Origin of the sequence: Streptosporangium longisporum (genome assembly GCF_039534895.1) — a bacterium.
GTDB classification, from domain to species: Bacteria; Actinomycetota; Actinomycetes; order Streptosporangiales; family Streptosporangiaceae; genus Streptosporangium; species Streptosporangium longisporum.
In genome coordinates this window covers 203,499-216,008 of sequence record NZ_BAAAWD010000013.1, presented here as the reverse complement: position 1 = coordinate 216,008, position 12,510 = coordinate 203,499, and the positions used below count along the sequence as shown (strand labels likewise).

Below are 12,510 nucleotides of genomic sequence, written 5' to 3'. Positions count from 1 at the left end.
GCCGTCACGAGGGGGAGGTGCCGCCGCCGGTCGTGACGGCCCTGCGGACGCAGTCGCGGAGCAGGGCGCGGCGCCGCTCGTGCACGTCCTCGGGTTCCCGGTCGTCGGCCGCGTACACGTTGCTGACCGGGGACCAGGCCATGGACATGGCGATGACCATGGCCATGATGTCGAACGGGTCGCCCGCGCGGATGCGCCCGGCGGCCTGGGCCTCGGCGATGGCCGTGAGCTTGCGGTCGTCGTAGTGCCGGTGGTCGGCGACGAGGTGCCCGGCGGTGCGGCGCTCCAGCCGGTTCCAGGTCGCCAGCCGGATGAGGTCGGGGCGGCGCAGGTACTCGTCGTAGAGGCGCACGGCCCAGTCCGCGAGGTCGTCGGCGTCGACGGGGACGACGTTGGTGATGCGCTCCAGCGAGCTGAGGAAGATCGCGTCGAAGAGCCGTTCCTTGTCGCCGAAGTAGGCGTACAGCTGCGCCTTGTTGGTGCGCGCCGCGGTCACGATGCGTTCGATGCGCGCCCCGGCGATGCCGTGCCGGGCGAACTCCTCGGTGGCGGCCTCCAGGATGCGGCGGTAGGTCGCGGCGCCTCGCGAGGTCTGGGGGTGCTCCGGCATGGGCCCAGCCTATCAAACAGAACGGTTGGTTTGCTTTGTCGTACGACCGCACGTAGTCTGAACAGACCGAACAGTCTGTTTAAGGAGATCCATCGTGCGGACCACCACCGGATGGCGGGCGACCGGCCCGGCACAGCTGCGGCGCACCACGCTGGAGCGCCGCGACCTGCGCCCGGACGACATCGCGGTACGGATCGACCACTGCGGCATCTGCCACACCGATCTGCACACCCTGCGCGGCCACACCCCGGACGCGCGGGCGCCCCTGGTGCCCGGTCACGAGTTCACCGGCGTGGTGACCGAGACCGGCCCCGAGGTCACCGCCCTCTCGGCCGGCGACCGCGTCGGGGTGGGCAACATCGTCGACTCCTGCGGCGTGTGCGCCATGTGCGAGGCCGGGCAGGAGAACTTCTGCCACTCCTTCCCGACCCTGACCTACGGCGGCACCGACCGCAGGGACGGGTCGACCACCCTGGGCGGCTACTCCCGCGAGTACGTCGTGCGCGAGGCGTTCGCCTACCCGCTCCCCTCCGGCCTCGACCCGGCCGCGGCCGCCCCGCTGCTGTGCGCCGGCGTCACCGTGTGGGAACCCCTGCGCTCCCTCGGCGTGGGTCCCGGCAGCCACGTCGCCGTGGCCGGGCTCGGCGGCCTGGGCCACCTGGCGGTCAAGATGGCCGTGGCGCTCGGCGCCACCGTGACCGTCATCAGCCGTACGCCGGACAAGCGCGAGGACGCCCACCGGCTCGGCGCCCACGACCTCATCGCCTCCACCGACACCGGGCGGATGGCCGCGGCACGCGACACCTTCGACGTCGTCGTCGACACCGTCTCCGCACCCCACGACCTCGCCCCCTACCTGAGGTCGGTGGCGATGGACGGCACCCTCAGCCTCCTGGGATACCTCGGCCCGGTCACCGTCGAGGCCATGGACCTGCTCGTGGGCCGCAAGAGGCTCAGCTCCGCGGGCAGCGGAGGCCGCCCCTCGACCGCCGAGATGCTCCGGTTCTGCGCCGGCAACGGCATCGCCGCCGACGTCGAGGTGCTCCCCTCCTCGCAGGTGCACACGGCACTCGACCGCCTCGGGCGCAACGACGTCCGCTACCGCTTCGTGCTTGACATGTCCGACCTTGACTGAGCCGGCAGAGATCGCCGGGGCGCCCGGCCACCGGGGAGGCACCCACGTGCGGGCTCCCGAGTCCGACCCTGTTGGGTAAGGTCGGCGTCAGGACCGACCGGGGGAGACATCGGGCGATGTACGAGTCGACGGAGCAGTGGCGAGCGGTCGACGACTACTTCGTCGCCACGCTGGTCGGCGAGGACGCCGCTCTGGCGCAGGCGCGGCGGTCCAGCCGTGACGCCGGTCTGCCCGACCACGAGGTGGCACCCAACCAGGGTGCCCTGCTGTCGCTGCTGGCCCGCATGTGCCGGGCACGCCGCATCCTGGAGATCGGCACCCTGGGCGGTTACTCGACCATCTGGTTCGCTCGTGCCGCCGAGCACGTGACCACGCTGGAGGTCGACCCCGGGTACGCGAAGCTCGCCCGGCGCAACCTCGAACACGCCGGCGTCGCCGATCGGGTGGACGTGATCGTCGGCGCGGCGACGGACAGCCTCGACGAGCTGATCGCCCGCCGGGCCGAACCGTACGACCTGGTGTTCATCGACGCCGACAAGCCGAACAACCCGCGCTACCTCGAGGCCTCGTTGCGCCTGACCCGTCCCGGCAGCGTGATCGTCGCGGACAACGTCGTCCGCGACGGAGCGGTCACCGATCCCGGCAGCACCGACGAGCGCGTCCGGGGGGTGCGCCGCTTCCTCGAACAGGTCGCCGCCGACCCGCGGCTGGACGCCACGGCCCTGCAGACCGTCGGGTCGAAGGGGTGGGACGGCTTCGCCCTGGCACTGGTCCGGTAGCCCCGCCCGGTGTCGTGGGTGCCGGACCCTCCGGTTCCTCGCCGTACCGGCGCCGGGAGGCGGCGGCCACGAACGGTCAGGCGGCCGGCGCAAGGACGACGACCTTGCCGGACACGGCACCGGCCGCGGCTTCCGCGTGGAAGGCCGGCAGGTCCTCGAGCCGGACCCGGCGGCTGACGTCGATGTGAAGCTCGCCCCGGTCGACCGCCGCCACGAGGCCGGCGAGCTGCTCGGCGTCACTGCGGACGTAGAGGTTGAGCCCGCGTACCTGGCGTGCTTCGTCGCTCGGGGCCTGCATCCACACCGTGGTGTTGACCACGGTCCCGCCGGACCGCACGAGAGCGGCCTGGTCGGCGAGCTGTGAGGGCTCGATCGGTGCGAGGTTGAGCAGGAGGTCGACCGGCCGGGTCACCGCGTCCGTCACGGCGGTCGCGGTGTGGTCGAGGATCTCGTCGGCGCCGGCGGCCCGGACCCGGTCGGCGCTGCGCGGGCTGGCCGTGGCGATGACGTACGCGCCGGCGTTCTTCGCCAGCTGTACCGCGTAGGCGCCGACGGCGCCTCCGGCGCCGGTGATGAGGACGCGTTGCCCGGTGGTGAGCCGGCCGAGTTCGAACAGCGCCTGCCATGCGGTCAGGCCCACCAGCGGCAGGGCGGCCGCGTCGGCGAGCGGCACGTTCGAGGGTGCGGCCGCCAGGATCCCGGCGGGTGCGACGACGTACTCGGCGGCCGCGCCGTCGCCGGTCATCGGGAGGAATCCGACGACCGCGTCGCCGACGGCCACCGTGTCGACGCCGTCACCGAGGGCGTCGACCGTTCCGGCGACGTCGATGCCGGGGGTGTGGGGAAATGTCACCGGGAAGGGGCCCTGGAGGCCGCCGCTGCGGATACCGGCGTCGACCGGGTTGAACGACGTGGCCGCGACCCGGATGCGGACCTCGCCGGTGCCGGGGACGGGCAGCGGCACGTCCTCGTAGCGCAGGACGCCGGCATCGCCGTACTCGTGGAATCGCACTGCCTTCATGGCGGGCTTCTTTCTTCGGGAGAACGGTTATGCTTCGGATTCGAAGCACTTTGTCGAGGCGACGCTAGCACTGCTTCGAACTCGAAGCAAATATGAGGGCGACGGGACCGGGGGGACGTCCCCCTCGCTTCGACCCCCCGGACTCGGCGCGTACCGCGCGTTGATCCAGGTCAGCGGCCTGTGCGGGGTGGGATCATCCGAGCGGGCCCGAGGGGCGGCGGCGCGGCCGTCCGCGTCCGCGTCGACGGGCATGGGCTCAGCGTAGAGGAATAACGGAGGATTTCCTCCGGTTAAGGTATCACCTTCTCGGATTGGACGACCCATGACTGATCTTCAGCAGCCCATCGCCGTGATCGGCGCGACCGGACAGCAGGGCGGCGGCGTGGTGGACGCCCTGCTCGCGCGGAAGCAGGCGGTCCGCGCCCTGGTCCGCGACGCCGACGCCACGCGCGCACGTGCCCTGCGAGCCCGCGGCGTGGAGGTCGTCGCCGCCGACCAGGAGAACGGCGACTCGCTCCGGCGAGCACTGACCGGGGTCGCGGCGCTGTTCCTCATGACGACGTTCGAGGGAGCGGACGGCGTGGAGGGCGAGGTGCGCCGCGGTGTGACCGTCGCGGACGCCGCGGCGCACGCGGGCGTGCCGCACGTGGTGTACTCGTCGGTCGGCGGGGCGGAGCGGGCGACGGGCATCCCGCACTTCGAGAGCAAGCGCCGGGTCGAGCGGCGCCTCGGCGAGGTCGTGCCGGTGACATTCGTCCGCCCGACGTTCTTCATGGAGAACCTGGAGCCCCAGCTTGCCGGCGGCGGGGGCGGGGAGCTGGTGCTCCGCCTGCCGCTCCCGGGTGACGTCCCGCTCCAGATGATCGGGGTTCGCGACATCGGCGCCGCCGCCGCGCGTCTCCTGATCGCCCCTGACGCGATCGACGGCGATGCGGTCGAACTCGCCGGTGACGAGCTCACCATGGATCAGGTGGCCGAACGGGTCGCGTCCGGGCTCGGCCGGCCGGCGCGGTACGAAGGGCTGCCGGTCGACGTGCTCGGTGACGACGAGGACATGCGGGCGATGTTCCGGTGGTTCGCCACCGTCCCCGCCTACCGGGCCGACTTCGCCGTCACGCGCCACCTCGTCCCCGACGTGCGCGACTTCGCGGCGTGGCTGTCCGGCCGGGGTCCCGCGCGCCGGAGCTGACGCGCCGGGCTGGGGCCTGTTTCGAAGTGCGGTATGTAGCGATGTGTCGAGGTCGCTAAACAAAGAGACCTCCGGTGGAGGGTTCAACGACCAAGAAGAACCTGCATACCGGAGATCTCGTAACCACCCTGGCGGTGACGAGACGGTTCGACCTGACCGATGAGCAGTGGGCGGCCCTGCAGCCGCTGCTGCCCGTGGCCAAGAAGCCAGGACGACCGTCGCAGTGGACCAAGCGGCAGTTGATCGACGGGATCCGGTGGCGGGTACGGGTCGGGGCACCATGGCGGGACGTGCCCGAATGCTATGGCTCCTGGCAGGCGGTGTACTCCTTGTTTCGCAGGTGGCGGCGCTCAGGGATCTGGCGGCAAATCGTGTACGGCTTGCAGATCACCGGGGATGCCCAAGGGCTGATCGGCTGGGAGGTAGGAGTCGATTCCACGAGCTGCCGAGCCCACCAGCACGCGGCCGGGGCCTCGACGAAAGCAGAACGACAGGCCGAACCGCCCGGCGGGGTGGATGCCGAACCCGCCGATCACGCTTTGGGCCGCTCTCGCGGTGGCCTGTCGACCAAGCTGCACCTGGCGTGCGAGCAGGGCCAGAAACTGTTGTCGCTGGTCCTGACCGCCGGCGTAGGGCTCGCGCGGCCTATAGCCGATTTTCTCGATGGGCGGCGTGCTGTTGCTCGCACCAAGGGCCCAGCAGCGCTCCTTTCCAGCAGAGACCTAATCGGGATGATGCTCCGGATTCGATCATGGCCAGAGCGCCGGGGGTGGCGGGCTTCAGCAGACGCCGCGATCTAGGGGACCGACGCCAGCGCCGCGAGCCGCAGCAGGACGAGCGACCCCAGCCGATGATCTGACCTGTCGACGGCAGTGCCACGCACTTCAGCTATCAGAGCCTTCGCTCAGGCCTTCGGGTAGCGGAAGAATTTCAGGGTGGCGAGAAAGGCGGCGCAGAAGACGGTGGAGCTGATGAGGAGGGTGGCGTGAACGGGAGAGGGGTGCCCAGTGATCAGATGAGCGACGACGGTGGTGACGAGCCAGGCCACGGTGGCGGAGGCGAGGGCGGTGGTGAGGCGGCCGGTCCAGATCTGGGCGGGACCGGGGGATCGGGTCCAGAGGGTGATCGTCGCAAGGAGGAGGGCGAGGGTGCCCAGGACGGCGATGAGGGGTGCTTGCAGGGACGGCGGCAGCGGGAGCCGGTACTGGAAGGCTTGGACAGCGGCCAGGATCATGAGAGTCGAGCCGATGATCGCGGTCTGGAGGAGGTTGAGGCGCTCTTTGCGTTGGACGGCGGCGGATTCTTCGGCGTGTAGCTGTTCGCGGCGTTGGTCTAAGGCCGCCTCGACAGCCATGGAGAGTGCGGACATGATGTCGTGGACGCGTTCCGAGGCGGCCGTCAGGTAATGGGTGTCGTCAGCGAGGCGGTGGGAGAACCACTCAGCGAGCGACAGGTCATCAGCGAACAGACCGTGACGGGAAGGGGGCCGGGCATTGGCGGCGGCGATCTCGACGGTGCGGCTCATCTCGGTGAGGCGGGTTCGGACGCCGGTCAGGCCGGTCGACTGGACAGTGTGAGCGGCGAGGCGAGCCCGGATAGTGAGCAGACCTGGTAGCGACCGGGAATCGACGAGGAGAGCGTTACGGGCTTCGGCCAGGAGAGCGTCGGTGTCGCGGGTCACCGTGCGGAGGTGGATCTCTTCGTCGTAGTCATCGCGGACGCGGAGCTGGTAACGAATCTTGGCGGTGTGAAGGAGGTATCGGGCGAATGGTGGCAGGCGTTCGTCACCGCGGCTCCACAGCCAGGCGTCGGACTCGATGAGGTGGTCGTCCTGGCTGAGCGCGATGAAGCGGCGAAGCCGACGATCATCAGGTGCGCCGGAGGCCTCCCACACCAGGGTGTGTCCCTCTACGTTGGCGGACGGACCGACGACGGCATCGCCCGGGTCGCTGCCAGCCGCTGTGTAGATCCAGGCCTCGCCGAAGGACCAGCCGTTGTCGGCTGCCGAGGTCCAGCGCGTTTGCATCGTGTCCCAGTCGCCGAACAATGCCACCGACAGAATCAGCGTGTCATGGTTGCGGCGGACGATCGCCTGGACTGCCTGATCCGGGGCTTGCCGCGCGGCCACGGCCTCGGAGCGGGGAAGGTTCGCGGGCAGGTCGACCGGCAGGCCAAGGGAGGGGATCGGTGCGGTCATTCCCAGGGCGTCGGCGCATGCGGTCCACACTGGGCGCAAGTCGTCGTAGCCGGTGGCCGGGCCGAAGACGTGGACGACGAACGCGGGGTCAGTCAGCGGCGCGGTCAATGTCCGGCTCCAGGTCCCGAATGAGCCGATTGATCCGCTCGCGCACCTCTTCGGGTGGCGGCACGGAAGGATCGTCGCCGAGCCGGACGCGGAGCCGTTCCGGTCCCAAATAAGTCAGGTCGTCCAGCGCCGGTTCGACCGGGCCGTCGGGCAAGGTGCGTACCAGGTTATCCAGCGCTGTCGCAACACGGGGCCAGGAAGCCGGCGGGAGCCGCCAGGTGAGGAGCTCGGTCAGCTCGGCCACGATAGTGCGGGGGTCGGGCATGCGCAGATCGTACATTCCGTCAGGGGCCATAGTGGAGGAAAGCCGCCCAGAGCCCGGCACGGTTGGGATGTCGTTGTCGTGCCCGCCGCACGACCTCGTGCAGCGCCGCCGGGGCCTTGGCGACGGAGACCCGGCCGCGGCGAGTCAGCGCCGCGTATACCTCGTCGGCCGTCCGTGCGGCGAACCGGTCTGAGATGGGCCAGAGAGTGCCGATGACGTGCGGGAATCCGGCGAGTTGGCAGGCAGCTGTGATGTGCAGCGCCTCGTTCGCCAGGGTGGGGGAGCCGCCCGCGGTCTCGCAAGCAGACAGGTATGCCAGCTGGGCTCGCCCGAGATCCCGGCGGCTCAGCTCCAGAACGGTGAGCGGGTGCTCCTCGTGGTCCCACAGCACGAGATGGCCGTGCGACGGCTGGATGGGGTCGGCCGCGGCGTGACAGGCGAAATGCGCGACGCGGTGCGTGGCGAGCGTGGCAAGGACCCGGTCGCGGGTGGCATCCTCGCCTGCGAGCACTGTGCTGCTGGGGAAGCGCCGGACGAGGTTCTCGGTCTCGAGACGGACGCCCGGCAACGGCACCGTGCCGGGTGCCGCCGGGACGGACACCACCACGATGTCTCGGGCGTCGGCGCCACCCCGGACGGCGCGGCTCCTGGCGTGGCGTAGGGCCCTGATGGTCGGCGTGTAGGAACTGATGGTCCGGTCCAGCACGGCTCGGCCGTCATCGTGGTGGCCTGCGGCGTGCAGCGGGAGCAGGGCGAGCGGCCCGGCGGGGCACCACCACAGTCGCGGCCAGCGCGCTCCCTTCGGAACCTGGGTGAGTCCGAGTGCGGTCAGAACGGGGTCGGCGATCGTGTCCCAGAGCCAGCGCAGTACCTCGTTGATGTCACCGGTCGTCCGCTGCCGTTCCCGGAACACTGCTATTTGGGCAAGGAGCGCCTCGGGCCTCAGGTGTGGCAGGGGGACCACCCGGACTCCCGAGGGTTGGACGATCAGTGCGTCGCTGCCGATCGAGCTCGGGTTGATGACGACGATGGGGCCGTGCCCGGCCTGCGGGAGCAGTTCTGACACCGGTGGTGGCCGCAGGAAGTCCGACCAGTCTGGCGCCGATCGGATCTCCTCCAGGACCTCCCGCCACTCGTGGGCGAGCCGGACTCGGTCCGTGCCGGTTCCCGTCCCCGGGTCGCTGAGGCGATCGCGGAGGCGTTCGAACCGCTCGGCCAGATCCACGGAGCGATGTCTTAGCGCAGATATGTCGCTCCGGTCGTCGAGCGCCTGCCCGAGCAGGACACCGCGGCCCTGTTCCAGCAGCCGCAGAGCGAGTTCCGGGTCGCCGGAGCGGATCGCGCAGGCCGCGCCGTCTTCGGCCAGCGGGCCGAGCCTGCCCAAGCCGTGTTCTTGGTCGGCCCTGGCCAGGTCGCGCGGCGCGACTGCGGGCAGCAGTTCGACGGCGAGCGTGTATATCTGTGCCGCCTCGGCCCAGTCGGCGCGGCCCGCCAGCAGACCGCCGAGCATCCCGGCGGCTGAGATACGCATGAGCGGTGGGGCGAGGTCGATATCGACGATGCCGCGGGCGGTCTGAATGATCTCCCCGAGGGAATCCGGTGACCGTTCGGCGAGGCGGACGAGCAGGTTCATCAACCGCTCGGCGCGCGCTGCTCCGTACGGTGTTGTCTCAACGGCCCGGCGGGCGGCGTCGAGCGCCCGCTCCGGGTCGTGAGCGGCGAGGGCGACGCTGAGGTTGGACAGGTAGAGCCCCCGGTCGGGGTGGTCGGGCGGGAGGAGCTCCACCGCCTGGCGCAGCAGGTTGACTGCCTCCGCCCCGGCCGCCTCATCACCGACCGCGTGCGCCCGGCCCATCAGGGCCAGCCCAAGATTGGTCAGGACACCGACCCGGTCCATCACCGCTCCCGTAGCCAGGGCGGCGAAGGCCCGCCGCCCAGTGTCGATCGCCTCGTTCAGCAGGGCGAGATCCTCCGAACGCTCGAAGAGCATGCGGCAGCTGTCGGCCAGATTGGACAGCAGACCCGGGAGGTGGGGTGAATCATCCGGGGTGAGAGCGACGGCACGCCGAGTCAGCTCTGCGGACTCCGCCAGCGCGGCCAGGTCGCCAACCGCACTGTGGCGGCGGTGGAGCGCGAGCGCGAGATCGTTGAGCGTCAGAGCATCGGGGTCCGGCCGGGCGGTGGCGGTGCGCAGAGTCTCGATGGCGTCGGCCAGGTCGCCCAGCTCGCCGTGGCGTCGGTAGCGGGCGGTGAGGACCTGGCCGAGCAGGCGAGGCCCGTCCGGGTAGTCGGGGTGTCGCGTGACAAGATCGCGGATGATCGCGACGCGCTCCTCAAGGGCCGCGTCCGAGCCGGATCGTTCGTATCGTAGGTCGAGGAGGGTGGTCAGCTTCAGCAGGCGTCCGAGGTGAACGCCTGCGCCCAGCGGCGTCAGTTCGACAGCTTCCCGCTGGGCGGTCAGCGCCTCGTCCAGCAGTTCGCGGTCATGGTTCTTCTGGTACTGCTCCACCAGGGCAGCGGCCAAGGTGGCCAGATAGGTAGCTCGCCGCTGATCGGCCTCGGTCGTCGACTGCTGATGGACCGCTTGGCGCAGCACTCGCAGGGCCTCCTCGAAATCGCCCTCCGCTGACCGGGAGGCCAGCGTGAGGCCCAGGTTGTGCAGGCGGGCGCTGAGCTTCGGGTCGCCCGGATCGGTCTCTTCGAGCACCCGGCGATGCAGCTCGACTGCCTCGGCCAGGGCATGCTGATCTCCGGTCAGCTCCGCGTGGGCCCTCAGCGCCTCGGCCAGAACGTCAAGGTGGTCCAGCCGCTCAGGATGATCGTCTCGGGTGGAGACCGCCCGCCTGCCTACCGCGACCGCTTCGTCGGCCGCCGTCGCGTCGCCGGTCAGCCAAGAGAGGAGACGGTGCGCCGAGGACAGGGTGGCCAGGACGTCCACTTCGTCAAGGCTCCCCATCTCGGCTGACCCGGCGGCCGATCGCAACTCGATGACCGCCTCGGCCAGCAGGTCCGGATCGTGGAGTTGCTCGCCCTGGATGGTCAACATGAGGCCGAGCTGAAAGCGGTGCCGCCACGGGGCGTCAGGAGCGTTGGCGATCTCGCGCCATAGCCGGGTCGACTCGCGCAGTGCCGCGATGTCATCGCGCGCCTCGAACAGCCAGTCGTACATGACCGCAAGATTGATCAGGTGGTTCGTCCGGTGCGGATGCGTCTGAGGCAGTACCTCAACTGCGGTGCGGAACATCCCGACCGCCCTGGGGAGCAGATCGGGATCGCCTGTCTGCTCGAAGGTCTCCATGACGCGAGAGCCCGACGCGTTCCAGGTCAACGCCTCCCGCCCCGCGTTGTCGTACCCGGCGGGCGCCCACGGCCCGTCCTTGTCCGGATCCACGGCGTACACCTTGTCGAGGACCTCCTCGGCGATCTCGGACGGTGGCCGTGGCTCGCCCAGGTCGCCGTAGTACTGAACGACGCCACCCTGCACCCCCACGACCTGGGCGTGGGAGACTGCTGTGACCGCAGCGCTCAGCGCGGTGATGAAGTAGGCCATCGCCTCGACCGGATCGGTCGCGATTCCCTCCCAGGCCTCGACATCCTCTCCGATGAGCACCAGATGGCGTTCGGCCCCAGAAAAGAAGCCGCTCAGCACCAGGGCTGGCAGCCGCATCCCACGCGGGGTGTAGGGCCCATACGCAACGGGCGGCCCGGCCGTACAGCGCAGCGCGTCCAACGCCAGATCCCTATCGCTGACCGACGCGTCGGCGTGGTAGCGCAGGACTATCTCTCGGGTAGGTTCACGACGTTCGGCCGACAGCCGGACGGCCAGCCAGGTCGTGTACGTGTCCCCGTCCGGATAAGCCCTGTCGACGTAGGACATGGTGTCGGCGAAGCGGACAGTCAGCGGGTGTGCGCCGACGCCGATGAGCACCTCCCCTCCCTCTGGAAGGATCGTCACGACCCGGCGAACCGACCCACGATGGTCGCCGGTCAGCACGGACGCGCTTCTCCCGCCGAGCCGTACCTCTTCGCTCCGCCCTGGGACGAGCAGGCGGGCCCGCGCTGCCCGACGCCCGCTCAGCAGACGATCATGCCTCTCGTCCCCGGCGGGGAAGGTTTCCAGTGCGTCGTCGAAAGCGCGCACCACGGCCACTGCCTCCGGCGCGGGAACGAGGGTGTCGCCCGGGCCGAGCAGCTCGAGCAACATGAACGGGTAGGAGAAAACCACCTGCGGCGGTCGCTGCCCATAGGGTTGATAATTCGATTTCAACACGAGCTCGTAGGCCGCCGTGGCTGCTTCCAGATCGGCGCGATCCGCTGAAAGGTGGTAGCGCGTCCACAGGAGCCGGCCCAGGTTGGCCGAGAAAATTACCTGGTCGTAGTCGTTCTCGCGCACCCGGGACGCCGCGGTCGTGAACAGCTCAATGGCCCGATCGAGATCGGCGGGGTCCTCAGTGACATCAAAGAGGAGCTCCATCGCCAGCCCGAAATGGTTCAGCACCCGCGGTGCGCCGCCCTCGGCGTCGAGAGCGACGGCTTGCTCCTCCGCCGCGATCGCCCGATCTAGGTCCGCCCGGTCCCGGGTGCGCAGGTACCGCACACGCAGCGCATTGCCGACGGTGCCGTACGCCGAGGAGTTCGAGGGCAGGTCACGGATGGTGGCCTGAAACAGTTCGACGGCCGCATCGAGATCATCACCCTGATCAGTGAGGTGGTAGCGGTTCTGAAGGGCGATGCCCAGATTGCTCGCCCTGATGGCCCGCTCCGTCGGCTCCTCCACCGGTATGTCGTACGCAGCAGCCAGAGCCTCGACAGCCCGCTCGGCATCGGCGCGCGCCCCGGTCAGCTCAAACCGAAGTTGCACAGTCAGCCCGATCTCGGTCATCACCTGCGCGTACTTGAAATGCTCAGGCGAGATCATCTGTGCGGACCTCTCGAATTCGGCGATCGCCTGGTCGAGTGAATTCGTGTCCGCCGTCATCTGGTATCGCTGCCGCCATGCGACCGCCAACCCGAAGACGTGCCCCTCATGCTCAGAGATCTCGCGTAGTTGCTGCGCCGCCAGTTCGGGATCCTCGACGCTTTGCAGCAGCACATCGAGCGCCTCCCCGCTCCCGTCCTGAAAGATCTCGCTCAATAGCTGGTGTATCTCGGCATCCTGCGATGGTTCCTCCGTCACGAGCCCACGCTCCTTGGGGCCAAGCGGTCG

General features: G+C 69.8%; 9 protein-coding genes. 4 read left to right on the top strand and 5 right to left on the bottom strand.

Annotated features, from left to right (window positions below):
- Positions 1-4: 4 nt before the first annotated feature.
- A complete protein-coding gene (locus ABD832_RS23130) occupies positions 5-610 on the bottom strand; it encodes a TetR/AcrR family transcriptional regulator (protein ID WP_344898820.1) in 606 nt (201 codons plus the stop codon).
- A gap of 94 nt (positions 611-704) precedes the next feature.
- Between ABD832_RS23130 and ABD832_RS23125 the strand changes: the two genes are divergently transcribed.
- Together ABD832_RS23125 and ABD832_RS23120 are read left to right on the top strand one after the other, a co-directional pair.
- Complete coding sequence (locus tag ABD832_RS23125; RefSeq protein WP_344898818.1) at positions 705-1,745, top strand: NAD(P)-dependent alcohol dehydrogenase; 1,041 nt, start codon at positions 705-707, stop codon at positions 1,743-1,745.
- 116 nt (positions 1,746-1,861) lie between these two features.
- On the top strand, positions 1,862-2,524 hold the full coding sequence (locus ABD832_RS23120; RefSeq protein ID WP_344898816.1) for an O-methyltransferase: 663 nt from the start codon (positions 1,862-1,864) through the stop codon (positions 2,522-2,524).
- Positions 2,525-2,600: 76 nt separating this feature from the next.
- On the opposite strand, the gene ABD832_RS23115 is transcribed toward ABD832_RS23120, so the two are convergent.
- Positions 2,601-3,545 (bottom strand): NADP-dependent oxidoreductase, encoded by a 945-nt coding sequence (locus ABD832_RS23115; protein WP_344898814.1) that lies wholly within the window; start codon positions 3,543-3,545, stop codon positions 2,601-2,603.
- 322 nt (positions 3,546-3,867) lie between these two features.
- Here ABD832_RS23115 and ABD832_RS23110 point away from each other — a divergent pair, with 322 nt between their 5' ends.
- Both ABD832_RS23110 and ABD832_RS23105 read left to right on the top strand, forming a co-directional pair.
- The gene (locus tag ABD832_RS23110) at positions 3,868-4,734 is read left to right on the top strand and encodes an NmrA/HSCARG family protein (RefSeq protein ID WP_344898812.1); all 867 of its coding nucleotides are present in this window, start codon (positions 3,868-3,870) and stop codon (positions 4,732-4,734) included.
- 74 nt (positions 4,735-4,808) lie between these two features.
- The gene (locus ABD832_RS23105) at positions 4,809-5,534 is read left to right on the top strand and encodes an IS5 family transposase (RefSeq protein ID WP_344898810.1); all 726 of its coding nucleotides are present in this window, start codon (positions 4,809-4,811) and stop codon (positions 5,532-5,534) included.
- Positions 5,535-5,638: 104 nt separating this feature from the next.
- Here the strand turns inward: ABD832_RS23105 and ABD832_RS23100 are convergent, their stop codons facing one another.
- From ABD832_RS23100 to ABD832_RS23090, 3 genes are read right to left on the bottom strand one after another with little or no spacing between them, the layout of a single operon-like run.
- Positions 5,639-7,039 (bottom strand): CATRA conflict system CASPASE/TPR repeat-associated protein, encoded by a 1,401-nt coding sequence (locus tag ABD832_RS23100; RefSeq protein ID WP_344898808.1) that lies wholly within the window; start codon positions 7,037-7,039, stop codon positions 5,639-5,641.
- Entirely contained in the window at positions 7,020-7,319 is a 300-nt protein-coding gene (locus ABD832_RS23095) for a CATRA system-associated protein (protein WP_344898806.1), read from the bottom strand. Before ABD832_RS23095 ends, ABD832_RS23100 begins: the two co-directional genes overlap by 20 nt.
- Before the next feature lie 4 nt (positions 7,320-7,323).
- Positions 7,324-12,480: a CHAT domain-containing protein gene (locus tag ABD832_RS23090; RefSeq protein WP_344898804.1), complete on the bottom strand. Its 5,157-nt coding sequence runs from the start codon at positions 12,478-12,480 to the stop codon at positions 7,324-7,326.
- Between the last annotated feature and the right edge of the window lie 30 nt (positions 12,481-12,510).